Source organism: Pantoea sp. CFSAN033090, from assembly GCF_001264395.1.
GTDB classification, from domain to species: domain Bacteria; phylum Pseudomonadota; class Gammaproteobacteria; order Enterobacterales; family Enterobacteriaceae; genus Pantoea; species Pantoea agglomerans.
The window spans coordinates 375,742-393,673 of sequence record NZ_LGYX01000004.1; the positions used below are offsets into that span (position 1 = coordinate 375,742).

General features: G+C 55.0%; 20 protein-coding genes. 17 read left to right on the forward strand and 3 right to left on the reverse strand.

What is annotated here, in order from left to right:
- Positions 1-127 precede the first annotated feature (127 nt).
- Entirely contained in the window at positions 128-1,084 is a 957-nt protein-coding gene (gene rluC / locus AFL22_RS05190) for a 23S rRNA pseudouridine(955/2504/2580) synthase RluC (RefSeq protein ID WP_052270906.1), read from the forward strand.
- Positions 1,085-1,095: 11 nt separating this feature from the next.
- Here the strand turns inward: rluC and AFL22_RS05195 are convergent, their stop codons facing one another.
- Positions 1,096-1,683, reverse strand: coding sequence for a nucleoside triphosphate pyrophosphatase (locus AFL22_RS05195; RefSeq protein WP_052270907.1), 588 nt, complete (start codon positions 1,681-1,683; stop codon positions 1,096-1,098).
- A 140-nt stretch (positions 1,684-1,823) separates the two neighbouring features.
- Here AFL22_RS05195 and yceD point away from each other — a divergent pair, with 140 nt between their 5' ends.
- From yceD to ptsG, 14 genes are all read left to right on the forward strand, one after another.
- Positions 1,824-2,345 carry a 23S rRNA accumulation protein YceD gene (yceD, locus tag AFL22_RS05200; protein ID WP_010246346.1) on the forward strand — a complete coding sequence of 174 codons (522 nt, stop codon included), beginning with the start codon at positions 1,824-1,826 and terminating at the stop codon, positions 2,343-2,345.
- Positions 2,346-2,359: 14 nt separating this feature from the next.
- The gene (gene rpmF / locus AFL22_RS05205; protein ID WP_003849870.1) at positions 2,360-2,530 is read left to right on the forward strand and encodes a 50S ribosomal protein L32; all 171 of its coding nucleotides are present in this window, start codon (positions 2,360-2,362) and stop codon (positions 2,528-2,530) included.
- A gap of 25 nt (positions 2,531-2,555) precedes the next feature.
- Positions 2,556-3,596 carry a phosphate acyltransferase PlsX gene (gene plsX / locus AFL22_RS05210; protein WP_052270908.1) on the forward strand — a complete coding sequence of 347 codons (1,041 nt, stop codon included), beginning with the start codon at positions 2,556-2,558 and terminating at the stop codon, positions 3,594-3,596.
- Entirely contained in the window at positions 3,597-4,550 is a 954-nt protein-coding gene (locus AFL22_RS05215) for a beta-ketoacyl-ACP synthase III (RefSeq protein WP_010246341.1), read from the forward strand. It begins immediately after the preceding gene.
- Positions 4,551-4,566: 16 nt separating this feature from the next.
- The gene (fabD, locus tag AFL22_RS05220; RefSeq protein WP_010669852.1) at positions 4,567-5,499 is read left to right on the forward strand and encodes an ACP S-malonyltransferase; all 933 of its coding nucleotides are present in this window, start codon (positions 4,567-4,569) and stop codon (positions 5,497-5,499) included.
- A gap of 10 nt (positions 5,500-5,509) precedes the next feature.
- A complete protein-coding gene (gene fabG / locus AFL22_RS05225; RefSeq protein WP_010246337.1) occupies positions 5,510-6,244 on the forward strand; it encodes a 3-oxoacyl-ACP reductase FabG in 735 nt (244 codons plus the stop codon).
- Positions 6,245-6,398: 154 nt separating this feature from the next.
- On the forward strand, positions 6,399-6,635 hold the full coding sequence (acpP, locus tag AFL22_RS05230; protein ID WP_003849865.1) for an acyl carrier protein: 237 nt from the start codon (positions 6,399-6,401) through the stop codon (positions 6,633-6,635).
- Positions 6,636-6,720: 85 nt separating this feature from the next.
- The gene (gene fabF / locus AFL22_RS05235; protein WP_022625869.1) at positions 6,721-7,962 is read left to right on the forward strand and encodes a beta-ketoacyl-ACP synthase II; all 1,242 of its coding nucleotides are present in this window, start codon (positions 6,721-6,723) and stop codon (positions 7,960-7,962) included.
- 91 nt (positions 7,963-8,053) lie between these two features.
- Complete coding sequence (pabC, locus tag AFL22_RS05240; protein WP_050680209.1) at positions 8,054-8,869, forward strand: aminodeoxychorismate lyase; 816 nt, start codon at positions 8,054-8,056, stop codon at positions 8,867-8,869.
- Positions 8,866-9,885: a cell division protein YceG gene (gene yceG / locus AFL22_RS05245; RefSeq protein ID WP_010246324.1), complete on the forward strand. Its 1,020-nt coding sequence runs from the start codon at positions 8,866-8,868 to the stop codon at positions 9,883-9,885. The genes pabC and yceG overlap by 4 nt, the downstream gene beginning before the upstream one ends.
- Complete coding sequence (gene tmk, locus AFL22_RS05250) at positions 9,875-10,507, forward strand: dTMP kinase (protein WP_052270909.1); 633 nt, start codon at positions 9,875-9,877, stop codon at positions 10,505-10,507. Before yceG ends, tmk begins: the two co-directional genes overlap by 11 nt.
- The gene (gene holB / locus AFL22_RS05255) at positions 10,507-11,496 is read left to right on the forward strand and encodes a DNA polymerase III subunit delta' (RefSeq protein WP_052270910.1); all 990 of its coding nucleotides are present in this window, start codon (positions 10,507-10,509) and stop codon (positions 11,494-11,496) included. The genes tmk and holB overlap by 1 nt, the downstream gene beginning before the upstream one ends.
- 18 nt (positions 11,497-11,514) lie before the next feature.
- Complete coding sequence (locus tag AFL22_RS05260) at positions 11,515-12,306, forward strand: metal-dependent hydrolase (protein WP_033757273.1); 792 nt, start codon at positions 11,515-11,517, stop codon at positions 12,304-12,306.
- 289 nt (positions 12,307-12,595) lie between these two features.
- Positions 12,596-14,032: a PTS glucose transporter subunit IIBC gene (gene ptsG, locus AFL22_RS05265; protein WP_010669858.1), complete on the forward strand. Its 1,437-nt coding sequence runs from the start codon at positions 12,596-12,598 to the stop codon at positions 14,030-14,032.
- 54 nt (positions 14,033-14,086) lie between these two features.
- On the opposite strand, the gene AFL22_RS05270 is transcribed toward ptsG, so the two are convergent.
- Entirely contained in the window at positions 14,087-15,226 is a 1,140-nt protein-coding gene (locus tag AFL22_RS05270) for a glycoside hydrolase family 88 protein (protein WP_010669859.1), read from the reverse strand.
- Positions 15,227-15,229: 3 nt separating this feature from the next.
- Complete coding sequence (locus AFL22_RS05275) at positions 15,230-16,828, reverse strand: MFS transporter (protein WP_010669860.1); 1,599 nt, start codon at positions 16,826-16,828, stop codon at positions 15,230-15,232.
- A 358-nt stretch (positions 16,829-17,186) separates the two neighbouring features.
- Between AFL22_RS05275 and hinT the strand changes: the two genes are divergently transcribed.
- Complete coding sequence (hinT, locus tag AFL22_RS05280; protein WP_009090851.1) at positions 17,187-17,537, forward strand: purine nucleoside phosphoramidase; 351 nt, start codon at positions 17,187-17,189, stop codon at positions 17,535-17,537.
- Between the two features lie 20 nt (positions 17,538-17,557).
- Positions 17,558-17,926 (forward strand): DUF1425 domain-containing protein, encoded by a 369-nt coding sequence (locus AFL22_RS05285; protein ID WP_010246307.1) that lies wholly within the window; start codon positions 17,558-17,560, stop codon positions 17,924-17,926.
- Positions 17,927-17,932: the final 6 nt, after the last annotated feature.

Sequence of the window (17,932 nt, forward strand, 5' to 3'; positions counted from 1 at the left end):
TGTGTCGGACAAAACAGCGCTTTGCTGAAAAAGCCAGCAGAGAGGCGACCTGCCGTCACATCAACTCCAGAGTTAAGCACAGAAAAAGGGGTGGCGCTATCAGGGGACACTATTTAGAATCGCCGCCATGAAAACAGAGAATCCCGGCGTACATTTTGTCGCCATCACGGCTGAAAATGCCGGACAACGCATTGATAACTTTTTGCGCACCCAGCTCAAGGGTGTGCCCAAAAGCATGATTTATCGCATCGTTCGCAAAGGCGAGGTGCGGGTGAATAAAAAGCGCGTCAAGCCAGAATATAAGCTGGAGGAGGGCGATGAGGTGCGCATTCCGCCGGTTCGGGTAGCGGAACGCGATGAAGATGCCGTTTCCCCCAAACTGGCGAAAGTGGCGTCACTGGCCGATGCCATCCTGTTTGAGGATGAGTCGCTGCTGGTGATGAACAAGCCTTCCGGCACAGCCGTGCATGGCGGTAGCGGACTCAGCTTCGGGGTGATTGAAGGGTTACGTGCCCTGCGACCGGAAGCGCGCTTTCTGGAGCTGGTGCATCGCCTGGATCGTGACACCTCCGGCATTCTGCTGGTCGCTAAAAAGCGTTCGGCGCTGCGTTCTCTTCATGAGCAACTGCGTGAAAAGGGGATGCAGAAAGATTATCTGGCCCTGGTGCGCGGCAACTGGCCGTCACACCTGAAGGTGGTTCAGGCGCCGCTGCTGAAAAACATCCTGCAAAGCGGTGAGCGCGTGGTGCGCGTCAGCAGCGAAGGCAAAGCCTCAGAAACCCGCTTTAAAGTAGAAGAGCGGTTTGAGTTTGCCACGCTGGTGAAAGCGAGCCCGGTCACCGGTCGTACCCATCAGATTCGCGTCCATACGCAGCATGCCGGGCATCCCATTGCCTTCGACGATCGCTACGGAGAACGTGAGTTTGACAGTCAGCTGGCGGCAACCGGTTTAAAACGCCTTTTCCTGCATGCTGCGGCGCTGACCTTTACGCATCCCGGCACTGGCGAAGTGATGCGGGTCGAAGCGCCACTGGATGATGGCCTGAAGCAATGCCTGCTTAAGCTGCGTCAGCGGAAAGCGTAATCTCTCCGGCATCAGTTCGTTAAAGGATTGATGCCGGCCTGCTGCAACATCTCATTGAGCGCGATCAACGGCAGCCCGACCAGCGTATTGGGATCGCGTCCCTCCAGCCGATCAAACAGACAAATCCCCAGACCTTCACTTTTAAAACTGCCCGCACACTGAAGCGGCTGCTCCTTTTCCACATAGCCGCTGATTTCAGCGTCAGTTAACGTGCGGAAATGAACCACAAAGGGCTCACAGCAGTGCAGCAGCGTGCCACTGGCCGGATGAAATAGCGCCAGACCGGTATAAAAGGTAATGGCTTTTCCGCTGGCGGCACGCAGTTGCGCCCGCGCATTCTCAGCCGTGTGAGGCTTACCGGCGATTGCGCCATCCAGCACGCAAACCTGGTCGGAGCCGATTATCCAGTGGCTGGGATACGTTTTTGCCAGCGCCTGCGCTTTAGCCACGGCAAGACGGGTCACCAGCACTTCAGCGGTTTCATCGGGCTGAGGTGACTCATCAACCTCAGGCGCGGCGGTAATAAAAGGCAGGCCCAGTTTATGCAGTAATGCCTGCCGAAAGGGCGAGGTTGAAGCTAAAAGAATCGATGGCGTCATTTTTTTTCAATAGTGATAGCGAATTGGTGACAGTCATTTTAAACTGTGCGCCGCACTGGATGCGAATAGTGGTTGAAAGATGCTGTTTAACGGCCTTTTTCTTTGACTCTATGACATTACAAAGTTAATATGCGCGCCCTATGCAAAAGGTAAAATTACCCCTAACGCTGGACCCTGTCCGCACTGCTCAGAAGCGCCTTGATTATCAGGGTGTCTACACATCTGTACAGGTGGAGCGTGTGGCCGAGTCGGTCGTTAGTGTGGACAGTGATGTGGATTGTGCCATGTCGTTTGCGGTTGATAACCAACGTCTGGCAGTACTGACGGGTACTGCTGAAGTACAAGTGACGTTGCGTTGCCAGCGCTGCAACCAGACCTTTCCTCATCACGTAAAAGTGAGTTACTGCTTCAGCCCTGTCTCTTCTGAAGAGCAGGCCGAGGCATTGCCGGAAGCGTACGAGCCGGTCGATGTCAACGAGTTTGGTGAGATCGATCTGCTGGCGGTTGTCGAGGATGAAATTATTCTCGCGCTGCCGGTCGTTCCGGTGCACGATTCTGAACACTGTGAAGTGTCCGAGGCGGACATGGTCTTTGGTAAACTGCCTGCAGAGGTGGAGAAACCAAATCCATTTGCCGTATTAGCCAGTTTAAAGCGTAAGTAATAGGAGTAAGGTCCATGGCCGTACAACAGAATAAACCCACCCGTTCTAAGCGTGGTATGCGTCGTTCGCACGATGCGCTGACCACTGCTGCTCTGTCAGTAGATAAAGTTTCTGGCGAAACTCATCTGCGTCACCACATCACTGCGGACGGTTACTACCGCGGTCGCAAGGTTATCGTTAAGTAAGTTTCTTGCTTAGCAAGGCGATACCTTGACACGTTTGACCCTGGCGATTGATGCCATGGGCGGGGACTTCGGTCCCTGCGTGACAGTGCCTGCAGCATTGCAGGCACTGGCCTCTCATTCGGAACTATTCCTTCTTCTGGTCGGACATCCCGACACTCTCATGCCATTGCTTGCCAAAGCGGATTCCTCCCTGATGGGGCGTTTGCAGGTCATCCCTGCCGAATCGGTTATTGCAAGTGATGCGCGGCCCGCTCAGGCCATCCGCAACAGTCGCGGCAGCTCAATGCGTGTGGCACTGGAGATGGTTAAAGAGGGACGTGCGCAGGCCTGCATCAGCGCCGGGAATACCGGTGCGCTGATGGGGCTGTCGACACTCTTATTAAAACCGCTGGATGGCATTAAACGTCCGGCGCTGATGTCCGTTTTACCGCACCAGCAACAGGGTAAAACCGTGGTGCTGGATCTGGGCGCAAATGTGGGCTCAGACAGTGCCATGCTGGTGCAGTTTGCTGTAATGGGGTCGGTAATGGCTGAGCATGTGCTTGGTATTGCACGGCCCCGTGTCGCGTTGCTCAATATTGGTCATGAAGAGACCAAAGGGCTGGAAACGATCCGCGACGCCGCGGCAGTGCTGCGAGAATCACCGCAAATCAACTATATTGGTTACCTTGAAGGTAACGAACTGCTCACCGGTAAAACGGATGTGATGGTCTGTGACGGTTTTGTCGGAAACGTCACGCTGAAGACTATGGAAGGCGTGGTAAGAATGTTTCTTTCTCTGCTGAAGTCATCAGGGGAAGGTAAAAAACGGTCATGGTGGCTTCAGTTGCTGGGACGCTGGATTCAGAAACGTCTGACGAAGCGCTTCGGGCATCTCCACCCTGACCAGTACAATGGCGCTTGTCTGTTAGGATTGCGCGGAACAGTGATCAAGAGTCACGGTGCGGCAAATCAATACGCCTTCGCTGTGGCGATAGAACAGGCAGAGCAGGCGGTGAGGCAGCAAATTCCCGAGCGAATTGCTGCGCGCCTTGATGCTGTATTAGCCAGGAGTGACAAAGCCTAGATGTATACCAAAATTATCGGTACGGGCAGTTATCTGCCAAGCCAGATCCGCACCAATGCCGATCTGGAAAAAATGGTGGAGACGTCGGACGAGTGGATTGTTACCCGTACCGGCATCCGCGAGCGCCGTATTGCTGCGCCTGACGAAACCGTCGCCACCATGGGATTCAGTGCGGCGCAACGCGCCCTTGAAATGGCAGGCATTGAAGCGAACGATGTTGGGCTGATTATTGTCGCCACAACCTCTTCCAGCCATGCCTTCCCCAGCTCTGCCTGCATGATCCAGCAAATGCTGGAAATCAAAGACTGCGCGGCGTTTGACCTCGCTGCCGCCTGTGCAGGTTTCACCTATGCACTGAGCGTGGCCGATCAATACATTAAAAATGGCGCAGTGAAACATGCTCTGGTGATTGGTGCTGATGTCCTGGCACGCGCACTTGATCCGGAAGATCGCGGCACGATCATCCTGTTTGGCGATGGTGCTGGCGCGGTCGTGCTGGGTCAGAGCGAAGAGCAGGGGATCATCTCTACCCATCTTCATGCTGATGGTCGCTATTCACAGCTGCTGACGCTGCCTTATCAGGATCGTGCGCATCAGGATCAGCCCGCTTATGTCACCATGTCAGGCAACGAAGTCTTCAAGGTTGCCGTCACCGAGCTGGCTCACATCGTTGATGAAACGCTGCAGGCCAATAATCTCGATCGTGAAATGCTGGACTGGCTGGTGCCGCATCAGGCGAACCTGCGCATTATCAGCGCCACCGCGAAAAAACTCGGCATGACCATGGATAAAGTGGTCGTCACACTGGATCGTCATGGCAATACCTCTGCCGCATCGGTGCCAAGCGCACTGGATGAAGCGGTCCGTGATGGCCGCATCAAACCCGGACACCTTATTCTGCTGGAAGCCTTTGGTGGTGGATTCACCTGGGGTTCTGCGCTGGTTCGCTTTTGATTGACAGGAACGAAAAATGACGCAATTTGCATTTGTTTTCCCCGGTCAGGGTTCACAGACCGTGGGCATGCTGACTGAATTAGCGGCAACGTATCCGCTGGTAGAAGAGACCTTCCGTGAAGCCTCTGACGCGCTGGGATATGATCTGTGGCAATTAGTAAGTCAGGGTCCGGCTGAAGAGCTGAACAAAACCTGGCAGACTCAGCCTGCACTGTTAGCCGCCTCCGTGGCAATCTACCGTGTCTGGCAGCAGCAGGGCGGTGAACAGCCAGCCCTGATGGCCGGTCACAGCCTGGGTGAATATTCAGCGCTGGTTTGCGCGGGTGTGCTTAATTTTGCGGATGCAGTGAAGCTGGTTGAACTGCGCGGCAAACTGATGCAGGAAGCGGTGCCTGAAGGCACTGGCGCGATGCAGGCGATTATTGGCCTGGATGACGCGGCTATCCGCAAAGCCTGTGAAGAGAGCGCGCAGGGTCAGGTTGTCTCACCGGTTAACTTTAACTCGCCGGGCCAGGTGGTTATTGCGGGTAACAAAGAAGCCGTTGAACGTGCGGGTGCCGCCTGTAAAGCAGCGGGCGCTAAGCGTGCCTTGCCACTGCCGGTCAGCGTTCCTTCTCACTGCGCACTGATGAAGCCTGCGGCCGATAAACTGGCGGTGGCGCTGGAGAGCATCACCTTTAACGCGCCTGCGGTACCGGTGATCAACAACGTCGATGTGAAAGCTGAAACCGACGCTGCGGCCATCCGCCATGCGCTTGTCCGTCAGCTCTACAGCCCGGTTCGCTGGACCGAGAGCGTGGAAGCGATGGCAGCACAGGGCGTGACGCAGCTCCTGGAGATGGGGCCAGGTAAAGTCCTGACCGGACTGACGAAACGTATTGTCGATAGCCTGACAGCGGCTGCCGTTAACGATACTGCATCCCTGACGGCTGCACTCGGTAAGGAATAAGAGGAAAATCATGAGCTTTGAAGGTAAAGTTGCGCTGGTTACCGGCGCGAGTCGCGGCATTGGTCGTGCGATTGCAGAAACACTGGCGGCACGCGGTGCTAAAGTGGTAGGAACTGCAACCAGCCAGAGTGGCGCCGACGCCATCAGTGCTTACCTTGGCGACAAGGGCAAAGGCCTGTTACTGAATGTGACTGACGCTGACTCAATCAGCACTGTTTTAGAGAATATTCGTGCTGAATTTGGCGAAGTGGATATTTTAGTCAATAATGCAGGCATTACGCGTGATAATCTTCTCATGCGCATGAAGGACGATGAGTGGGAGGATATCCTGGATACCAACCTCACATCGGTATTCCGCCTTTCCAAGGCGGTCCTGCGTGCCATGATGAAAAAGCGCGTGGGCCGTATCATCACCATTGGTTCCGTTGTTGGAACCATGGGTAATGCGGGCCAGGCAAACTATGCGGCAGCAAAAGCGGGTTTGATTGGCTTTAGCAAATCACTGGCGCGCGAAATCGCGTCACGTGGCATTACCGTCAACGTCGTGGCTCCAGGCTTTATTGAGACTGACATGACGCGGGCACTGAACGAAGATCAACGTTCCGGTATTTTGGCGGAAGTTCCTGCGGGTCGCTTAGGCGATGCTCAGGAAATCGCCAATGCTGTGGCATTTTTAGCCTCTGACGAAGCAGCCTACATCACAGGTGAAACGCTGCACGTCAACGGCGGAATGTACATGGTCTGATAAATCACGAAATGATTTGCTTTATTTGCGGTTAGAACCGCAAAATAACGCAAAATCGTGGTTCGACCAGCCGGGATTTTGTTGCATCTTTTTCACCATTTTATACACTACGAAAACCATCGCGAAAGCGAGTTTTGATAGGAAATTAAATAGTATGAGCGATATCGAACAACGCGTTAAGAAAATCATCAGTGAGCAGCTGGGTGTGAAAGAGGAAGAAGTCACCAACTCTGCATCTTTCGTAGAAGACCTGGGTGCCGATTCTCTTGATACCGTTGAGCTGGTGATGGCTCTGGAAGAAGAGTTTGATACTGAGATTCCAGACGAAGAAGCTGAGAAAATCACTACCGTTCAGGCAGCGATCGACTATATCAATAGCCATAAAGGCTAATGAATATCTTCAGGCGGTCGCTCGACCGCCTGATTTTTTTGTTTGTCCCACATAGTTCCCTATTTCCCCTCCCTGGAGGACGAACGTGTCTAAGCGTCGTGTAGTTGTGACTGGTCTTGGCATGTTGTCTCCTGTCGGCAATACCGTAGAGTCTACCTGGAGTGCTCTCCTTGCCGGTCAGAGCGGCATTACCCTGATCGACCATTTTGATACCAGTGCTTATGCAACACGTTTTGCAGGTCTGGTAAGAGATTTTAATTGTGATGACTACATCTCGCGCAAAGATCAGCGCAAGATGGATGCCTTCATCCAGTACGGCATTGTGGCCGGTATGCAGGCCATGCAGGACAGTGGTCTGGTTGTTACCGACGAAAATGCAAGCCGTATGGGCGCAGCAATTGGCTCCGGCATCGGTGGTTTAGGTCTGATTGAAGAGAATCATACTTCACTGGTCAACGGCGGCCCGCGCAAAATCAGCCCATTTTTTGTGCCTTCAACCATCGTTAACATGGTGGCGGGTCATCTCAGCATCATGTATGGCCTGAAAGGTCCAAGCATCTCTATCGCGACAGCCTGTACCTCTGGTGTGCATAACATCGGTCATGCCGCACGCATCATCGCCTATAACGATGCTGATGTGATGCTGGCGGGTGGCACAGAGAAAGCCAGTACGCCATTAGGCGTCGGTGGCTTTGGTGCAGCACGTGCTCTCTCAACCCGTAATGAAAACCCGCAAGCGGCCAGCCGCCCGTGGGATAAAGATCGTGACGGTTTTGTGCTGGGTGACGGCGCTGGCATTGTGGTACTCGAAGAGTATGAACATGCGAAGAAACGTGGTGCGAAAATCTACGCGGAAATCGTAGGTTTTGGTATGAGCAGCGATGCCTACCACATGACTTCACCACCAGAAGATGGATCAGGCGCCGCGGCGGCAATGATCAACGCATTGCGCGATGCTCAGCTTACGCCAGAGCAGATCGGCTATGTCAACGCGCACGGCACCTCCACGCCAGCGGGTGATAAAGCGGAAGCGCGGGCGGTGAAATCGGTCTTTGGGGCAGCAGCCAGCAGCGTGATGGTGAGCTCGACCAAATCAATGACCGGACACTTACTGGGTGCGGCAGGCGCGGTTGAATCGATCTACTCGATTCTGGCGCTGCGCGACCAGGCCGTTCCACCGACCATTAACCTCGACAATCCGGATGAGGGCTGCGATCTCGACTTCGTGCCCCACACCGCGCGTCAGGTTCCCGGTCTGGAGTACACCCTGTGTAACTCCTTCGGTTTCGGCGGAACCAACGGTTCGTTGATCTTCCGTAAAGTGTAATCGTTGTTGATTGCTAAAAAGGCCCGCGATGCGGGCCTTTTTTTATCCTGCAGAATGCGCTGAAATCACGAGTCACGCTCAGGAGAGAACCATGTGGATTAACGGGTTAAAACAATCGATGCTGGCCGCCAGTGACCGCGGCCTGCAGTTTGGGGATGGCTGTTTTACTACCGCCGCGGTGCGTCAGGGTAAAATCGTGCTGCTGGAAAGTCACATTCAGCGCCTCAAAGAGGGCTGTGAGCGGTTATGGATTGATGGCGTCGACTGGCTTCAGCTTGAGACTGAAATGCGACAGGCCGCGCAGCAACAAACCCAGGCGGTGCTGAAAGTGATTATCAGCGCCGGCAGCGGCGGACGGGGCTACAGCCGGCGCGGCTGTGGTGAACCCACGCGAATTGTCTCGCTGGCGCCCTGGCCGCAACACTACTCCGATTTACAGCAGCGTGGCGTGTCACTCCGGCTCAGCCCGGTCCGTCTGGCACGTAATCCACAGTTTGCCGGTATCAAGCACCTTAATCGTCTGGAGCAGGTGATGATCAGAGCTCATCTTGACCAGACAGACGCCGACGAGGCGCTGGTGCTTGACACTGAAGGTTGGGTGGTGGAATGCTGTGCGGCCAATTTATTCTGGCGTCAGGGCTCGCAAATTTTCACGCCTGATCTGTCAGCGTCGGGTGTGGATGGCATTATGCGGCGAAGTCTGATGGCGCAACTTGCTGCCGCAGGCCAGGCTTGCCAGGTAATAAAAAGCGAACCGGCGCAGCTGCTGGCCGCCGATGAAGTGGTGATATGTAACGCGCTGATGCCGGTCCTGCCGGTCCGACAGATAGAAGCGGTAGAGTTTACTGAGCGTTCGCTGTTTAATCAGTTGCGCGCAAGCTGTGAAAAGATAATGGATGCATCATGATTCGAAGCAAAAAAATCGTCGTCAGCCTGCTGGCGATCGTGGGTCTCGCGGCTGTGCTGAGTTACTGGCAGGTTAAGCGGTTTGCGGCCACCCCGTTAACCCTGCAGCAGGAAACGATCTACACGCTGCCTGCCGGCACGGGCCGGGTCGCACTTGAAGCGCAGCTGGAAGAGCAGAAGATTATTCCGCACAGTATCTGGTTTGGCGCGCTGCTGCGTCTGGAACCTGAACTGGCGACCTTCAAGGCGGGTACCTATCGCCTTGAGCCGACCATGACGGTGCGTTCGCTGTTACAGCTGCTGGCCAGCGGTAAAGAGGCGCAGTTCCCGGTGCGGTTCGTGGAAGGCCAGCGGCTGAAAGAGTGGCTGAGTGAGCTGCGCAAAGCGCCTTATATCCGGCATACCCTGAAAGATGATCAGTTCGCCACCCTTGCCAGCGCACTAAAAGTGGAGCCTGAGCAGCTGGAGGGCAACTTCTTCCCGGATACCTGGCTCTACACGGCTAATACCACCGATATGGCGCTGCTGCAGCGCGCTCATGAGCGGATGAAAAAAACCATTGCTGAGGTGTGGCAGGGACGGGCGGATAATCTGCCCTATAAAACCCCACAGGATCTGGTGACCATGGCCTCAATCATTGAGAAAGAGACCGGCGTCAGCGAAGAGCGCGCGCGCGTAGCCTCGGTGTTTATCAATCGCCTGCGCACCGGTATGCGGTTACAGACCGATCCCACCGTCATCTATGGCATGGGCGACAGCTATAACGGGACGCTGACCCGCAAAGATCTTGAGACGGCCAGCGCTTACAATACCTATATCATTAACGGTCTGCCGCCGGGTCCGATCGCCATGCCGGGTAAAGCCTCTCTGCAGGCAGCGGCTCATCCCGAGAAAACCAACTATCTCTACTTTGTTGCGGACGGCAAGGGCGGCCACACCTTTACGACTAATCTTGCCAGCCATAACAAGGCGGTGCAGGTTTACCGGCAGACGCTAAAGGAAAAAAATGAACAGTAAGTTTATCGTCATTGAAGGCCTGGAAGGTGCCGGCAAAACCACCGCGCGTGACGCCATCGTCGCCACGCTGCGCGCCCGTGGCATTCACGATCTGGTCTTTACCCGTGAGCCTGGCGGAACGCCGCTGGCAGAACAGCTGCGGGTGCTGGTTAAGCAGGGTATTGAGGGCGAGCAGGTTACAGATAAAGCGGAACTGCTGATGCTCTATGCGGCGCGGGTTCAGCTGGTGGAAACGGTCATTAAACCGGCGCTGGCGCGCGGTGCCTGGGTGATCGGCGACCGCCATGATCTCTCTTCTCAGGCTTATCAGGGGGGCGGACGTGGACTTGACGCCGGTCTGATGCAGACGCTGCGTGATACCGTGTTAGGCGATTTCCGCCCCGATCTCACGCTCTATCTTGATGTGACACCCGACATCGGTCTGCAGCGCGCCCGTGCGCGCGGTGAGCTGGATCGCATTGAGCAGGAGTCATTGCGTTTCTTTGAACGCACCCGCGCGCGCTATCTGGCGCTGGCAGCGGAGGACCCCACCATCATCACCATCGATGCGACACAATCACTGGCCGATGTGACATCGTCACTTCAGGCGGCGCTGAATGGCTGGCTGGCGGAGCAGGCGTGATGAACTGGTATCCGTGGCTGAATCAGCCTTATCGCCAGGTAATTGGCCAGCATCAGGAGAATCGCGCTCACCATGCGTTGTTGATCCAGGCGATGGCAGGTATGGGCGATGAGGCGCTGGTCTGGGGGATGAGCCGCTGGCTGATGTGCCAGCAGCGGGATGGCCTGAAAAGTTGCGGGCAGTGTCACGGTTGCCAGCTGATGCAGGCCAATACCCATCCTGACTGGTATCGGCTTGAGGCGGAGAAGGGCAAAAGTACCCTGGGCATCGACGCGGTGCGGCAGGTAACGGAAAAAATGTACCACTTTGGTCAGCAGGGCGGCGCGAAAGTGGTCTGGCTGCCGGATGCCGCGCAGCTTTCGGAAGCGGCGGCCAACGCCTTGCTGAAAACGCTGGAAGAGCCGCCAGCCAACAGCTGGTTCTTCCTCAGCAGCCGCGATCCCTCGCGCCTGCTGGCCACGCTGCGCAGCCGCTGCATGGCGCTGCATCTGACGCCGCCGGACGAAGGACAAAGCCTGCTCTGGCTGAAGAAGCACGCTGCGCACGACGAACAGATGCTGCTGGCGGCTCTGCGTCTGAGCGCAGGTGCACCCGGTGCGGCGCTGAGCCTGCTGGAAAACGGACCGTGGCAGGCCCGGCAGAAGCTCTGCGATGCGCTGTCCGCTGCGTTGCAGCAGGACATCCTGCAACTGCTGCCTGCGCTGAACGCCGACGACGCGGCAGCGCGTATCGGCTGGCTGCTCTCTTTGCTGCTGGATGCAATGAAGTGGCAGCAACATGCGGGTCAGTGGCTGAGTAATATCGATCGTCAGGATGTGGTGCAGTTGCTGGCCGGATACTTTTCAGCCAGCGCGCTCAACAGCAGCCTCCAGGAGTGGATGCGCTGTCGCGAGCAGCTACTGCATGTGGCATCGGTAAATCGCGAATTATTGCTGACCGATCAGCTTCTGAGCTGGGCGGACAAACAGAAGCCCGCGCTTGTCGGCTAAACCTATCTGAGAGTAATTATGTTTATTGTGGATTCCCATTGCCATCTTGATGGCCTGGACTATGAAAAGAACCATCGTGACCTGGATGATGTAATCGCCAAAGCGGCGGCGCGTGATGTGAAATTTATGCTGGCAATCGCCACCACGCTGCCGGGTTTTCATACCCTTAAAAGTCTGGTCGGCGAACGGAAAAATATAGCGCTCTCCTGCGGTGTGCATCCGCTGAATCAGGAAGAGGCCTATGATGTTGAGGAGTTTCGTCGGCTCTCTGCCGATCCTCAGGTGGTGGCTCTGGGGGAAACCGGGCTGGATTATCACTATCAGCCAGAAACGAAAGATCAGCAGCAGCGCTCGTTCCGGGAACATATCCGTACCGGTATTGCGCTGAACAAACCGATCATTGTTCACACCCGTGATGCCCGCGAAGATACGCTGGCGATTCTGCGTGAAGAGCAGGTTGAACGTTGCGGCGGCGTGCTGCACTGCTTCACTGAGGATCAGCCCACCGCAGCAAAACTGCTGGATATGGGCTTCTACATCTCTTTTTCCGGCATCGTCACATTCCGCAATGCCGAGCAGTTACGTGAAGCCGCACGCTATGTGCCGCTGGATCGGATGCTGGTGGAAACGGATTCGCCTTATCTGGCCCCGGTGCCTTTCCGTGGTAAAGAGAATCAGCCCGCTTATACGCGCGATGTTGCCGAATATCTGGCTGTACTAAAAGGGGTGGATTTAGAAACGCTGGCAGCCACAACAACCCAAAACTTCTCAACGCTGTTTCATATCCCGATGAGCCAGCTGGGCGCCTGATCAGCTATTATTTCAGCCTCTGTAATTAATCTGTAACCTGCGTATATGACCCTGTTTTTTCAGACAGGGTCAGCTTTTTATCGCCGATTACTGGTGCGGATCAGTAAGAAATTTCGTAAAGTGCGCCCTTGTGATTGTCGAAACGTGATACCCGTCAAAGTAACAAATCGGGAATTATTTTACCCTTCGTAATAAATCAAAAGGCGGTCACCGCCAGCCCGGCAAAGAATCCTCCCTCTTTGCCACGCGCACTGCGCAAATATGCACTCTTACTCAGGAGCTTCACGCTATGTTCAAAAATGCTTTTGCCAACCTTCAAAAGGTCGGTAAATCGCTGATGCTGCCGGTATCGGTTCTGCCGATTGCCGGTATTTTGTTAGGGGTCGGTTCAGCCAATTTCAGCTGGTTACCTGCAGTGGTTTCGCATGTGATGGCAGAAGCGGGTGGATCGGTGTTCGCCAACATGCCGCTGATTTTCGCTATCGGTGTGGCGCTGGGCTTTACCAATAATGACGGCGTTTCGGCGCTGGCAGCGGTTGTTGCCTATGGCATCATGGTGAAAACCATGGCGGTGGTTGCCCCGCTGGTGCTGCATCTGCCTGCGGCGGAGATCGAGGCTAAACACCTCGCCGACACAGGGGTACTGGGCGGTATTATCGCCGGTTCCATCGCCGCTTACATGTTTAATCGCTTCTACCGCATCAAGCTGCCAGAATATCTGGGCTTCTTTGCCGGTAAGCGTTTTGTGCCGATTATTTCCGGTCTGGCAGCTATCATTCTCGGCGTGCTGCTCTCCTTTATCTGGCCACCGATAGGTTCCGCGATTCAGGAGTTCTCACAGTGGGCTGCCTATCAAAACCCGGTTGTCGCCTTTGGTATTTATGGCGTAATTGAACGTGCGTTGGTGCCATTTGGTCTGCATCACATCTGGAACGTTCCTTTCCAGATGCAGATCGGTGAATACACCAATGCGGCAGGTCAGGTGTTCCACGGTGATATCCCGCGCTATATGGCGGGTGACCCGACCGCAGGTAAACTCTCTGGCGGCTTCCTGTTCAAAATGTACGGTCTGCCAGCGGCAGCGATTGCTATCTGGCATTCAGCGAAGCCTGAAAATCGCGCCAAAGTGGGCGGTATCATGATCTCCGCCGCGCTGACCGCATTCCTGACCGGTATCACCGAACCGATTGAATTCTCATTCATGTTCGTGGCACCAATCCTGTATGTGATCCATGCGCTGCTGGCGGGTCTGGCATTCCCAATCTGTATCCTGCTTGGGATGCGTGATGGCACCAGTTTCTCTCACGGTCTGATCGACTTTATCGTCCTGAGCGGCAACAGCAGTAAAATCTGGCTGTTCCCGATTGTTGGTATCATCTATGGTCTGGTTTACTACACCATATTCCGTGTACTGATCGCGAAGCTGGATCTGAAAACACCTGGCCGTGAAGAGAGCAGCAGCAGCGAGCAATCTACCGCGACCGGTACAGAGATGGCGGGCAAACTGGTGGCGGCGTTTGGTGGTAAAGAGAACATCACCAACCTGGATGCCTGTATCACCCGTTTACGTGTCAGCGTCGCCGATGTGGCGAAAGTGGATCAGACTGAACTGAAAAACCTCGGCGCCCGTGGCGTGGTGGTAGCCGGTTCCGGTGTGCAGGCGATTTTCGGGACTAAGTCCGATAACCTGAAAACCGATATGGATGATTACATCCGCAGCATGTAATGATTTACAGCGATGAAAAAGCCCCGCTTAGCGGGGCTTTTTTTTGGCCGGGATTCAGAGGTAAACGCGCAGATACTCTGTCAGGCATAGCAGGGCCATCGCCTGGCCGTAGGGCATAGAGGTCAGAGGAACCGTGCGGTAGTAATCCAGATCCTTGCCCATTGCGGTTCCAAAGGAGACCTGTTTTAACTCGCCATCGTCATCAATATTGGCAATCACGCCGCGCAACGCTTTTTCTGCCACTTCGCGATATTCCGCGGGCAGATAACGCTTGCGAACCCCTTTCAGAATGCCATAAGCAAACCCGGCGGTGGCGGAGGCTTCCGGGTAGCTGTGCGGATCATCAAGCAGGGTGTGCCACAATCCGCTGCTGTGCTGACACTCCCTGAGCGCTTTAACCTGGGTCTCAAGCACCTGCTGCAGAAAACGGCGGGTAGCGTGATGCTCAGGCCAGTTCATCATCTCCAGGAAGTCGGGAATGACAATCGTCACCCAGCTGTTACCGCGCGCCCAGCGTGCATCAGCAAAGTTATGGCGGCCGTCAAAGTTCCAGCCGTGGAACCATAAGCCGGTTTTGCGATCCATCAAATACTGGGTGTGCAGCAGGAACTGATAACTCGCTTCTTCAATCCACTCATCGCGCTTCAGCAACTGGCCAATTTTAGCCAGCGCCATCACGCTCATCATCAGCGTATCGTCCCAGAGCTGCTGCGGGTTTTCGTTGTTATAGACAATGTGCTGCAGGCCGCCCTGTTCGGTACGCGGCATCTCATACATGACCCATTCTGCCCAGCGCTCCAGCACCGGCACCCAGGCCGGGTTCCCGGTCTCTTCGTAACGGTAGGCCAGCGTCAGAAAAGGACAAACGGTATTCACATTTTTGGTCGGCGTGCCTTCCGCCAGACGCTGCGTAAACCACTCATCAATGATCGCCAGCGTCTGCTGGTCACCGGTCTGCTGATAGTAGTGCAGCATGCCATACAGACCGATGCCGTGTGTCCATTCCCAACCCGCCCAGCCTTTGGTATCAATCACCCGGCCATCGTCAAGCCGTAATAAAAATTCGCCTGTCTCATCGGTGATGTTAACCAGATTCTGTGTCAGCTTTTGAATCAGCTGTACCAGTTCGCTGCGTGGCAACAGATGCTCGGGCTGGCACAATAATTTGCTGTGTTTAACGGGAAATACAGTCATGGTTTATTCCTGTCGTTTTAAGGTCGGGTTTAAAGAAGGGTTTAAAGTGGGATGTGCGGACAATTTTTCCGGCGCTGGCTTATTACGATTAAGGAAGCCAATGTTGTTGTTGCCCCAAAGATTTTCGTAAGGCATGCCAGCCAGCGTTTCTACAATTCCGCGTGCTTCCGGCGTGATGCTTTCCGGCACGATGCGGCCCGCGTCGCGCATCTTCAGCGTCTCCTGGCGCAGCACAGTGTGGGTCTGCAGATTAAGCTTAAAGCGCAGTGACACGATAAAGCCGCAGGCCAGTACGGCCACAGTGCCAATGCTGAGGATCGCCAGAATAGTGTGGCTGACGCCGGGTACCTGGGTCGCCTGGCCAGAAACAAAGCCGGAGAGCTGCAGCACGATACCGACCAGCATAACTGCGCCAGCCTGCGACGCTTTACGCGTCAGGGTCATGATGCCGGCAAAAATCCCTTCACGGCGCTGTCCGGTGATCACCTCATCCACATCGGCGATATAGGTATAGGTGTTCCACGGCACATAGTTGATGCCGCCACGTCCCAGGCCTGCCAGGGCAGAGATCACCAACAGCAGCGACATGTTGTCGTTCATTCCGGCATACCACAATCCAGCGTAGGAGAGCGCCGCAAGGCCAAACAGCACAGCCACCAGACGGTAGGCGGGCGCGGGTCCCATGCGGATGCAGAGCGGGATCATCGCCATCACGGCAATAAACTGCAGCACCGCCATGGTGCCCATCAGGCTGGAGGCGACCTGAGCGCTCTGCATCAGCACAAATACCACATACCAGGTAAAGACGGCGTTAAACACATCCTGGGCGATATAGCCGCCGAGGTACATGCCAAGGTGCTGGCGGAAGATGCGGATGCGTAAGGTTGAAGCCAGCTCGACATAGAGCCGCTTGAGATTCTGCATCAGCGTCAGCTGCTGCTTTTCCTGTTCTGCACGGCGTGACTCGGCGGAAAAGTCATCGGGGTGACGCTCCCAGGTAAAACACCACACCAGCGTCAGCACCAGCGCGCAGATTACCGAAAACACCAGGCTGGCGTAGAAGAAGGAGAGAGGATTATCTTTGCCCAGCATACCCAGCAAAATACCGGGTAAAAAGGCAGCCAGAATGGCCGACAGCTGTGCCAGGCCGATGCGGGCACCGGAGAAGCGGGTTTTCTGTTTGAAATCGTCGGTCATTTCCGGCACCAGCGTTTCATACGGCACCAGGATCATGGTGTAGACGATATCAAACAACAGATACGTGCAGAGATACCACCAGAAACTCATGTCGCTGAGCCACATCAGGCTATAACTGAATACAGAGGGTATGCCGAGCAGGATAAAGAATTTGCGGCGGCCAAAGCGTTTGCCCAGCCAGGTCGAACCGAAGTTATCGGTCAGAAAGCCCATCAGCGGACTGACTATCGCATCCAGCACGCGGGCAGCGGCAAAGATCAGCGTGGCCTGAATCGGGGTTAACCCACAAAAGGTGGTGTAAAAATAGAGCAACCAGGCGGCGGTCAGCGCCGTGGTGCCTGCTCCAAGAAAATCTCCGGAACCGTAGGCCAGATAGTGGCCAAGACCAATTTTACGTGAGCGCATGTCTGATGCTCCTTGATGTTTATGGCGGTTTATCCCTGGTGACGCCGGTCATCTCACCCGGACTGGTTAGCAAAGTAGAACTGACGGGTCGGCTAAACCTTCGCAATTTGGCAAGTGCTGGCGCTGAAGTGGCAGTCATACAAAGAAAAGGGTGGCGAAATTCTAATTTATAAAACAGCGTTTCATTTTCTGGTGTGGCAGGGGCGTTGTTAGCATTCTGAACAGCGTGCGGGTCACGGAGAGAGGGTGCTGCTGCAAAGGCAGGCGAACAATGCAAGAAAAGTGGTCCTGAGGTTGAAAGAAAACAAATTTCTCCCGCATACTGATTGATTAAGACTCAGGCTAAAGGAATTGCACCATGGCAGAAGAAACCATTTTTAGTAAAATTATCCGCCGCGAAATCCCCGCTGATGTGGTTTATCAGGATGAGCTGGTCACTGCCTTCCGCGACATTTCGCCCAAAGCGCCGACCCATATTTTAATCGTGCCGAATGTGCTGATCCCAACGGTCAACGAGGCGGAAGCGGCGCATGAGCATGCGCTGGGACGTATGTTTACTACCGCGGCGAAAATCGCCCGTCAGGAAGGTATCGATCAAAATGGTTATCGTCTGATTGTGAACTGCAATCAACATGGTGGTCAGGAGGTTTATCACATTCATATGCATCTGCTGGGCGGTGAACCGCTGGGACCGATGCTCTCTAACTGACCTGATAACGGAAGCGTGCTATGCGATCCTGGCTGACTGGCCTGCCGATCCTGCTCTGCCTGACGGCCTGCAGCAGTGAAAAACCGATGATCAATACGTCACAGTCGCTGGTGATGGAGTCCTCTGTGCTGTCGGCAGGGATCATTACCGATGAACCGACGCTGGATGAGAACGATGGACTGAAGCGTGCCACCAGCGTGCTCTATAATCAGCGCGAAACACCGGTTGTTGTGCACTATCGTTACTACTGGTATGACGACAAAGGGCTGGAAATCACCCCGCAGGAACCGGCGCAGACCGTTACCGTTCCGGCGCAGGGCAGCATTATCGCCACTTCGCAACTGGGTAACCTGACGGCCAGCAAGGTTCGTCTTTATCTCTATCTTTAAGGATTT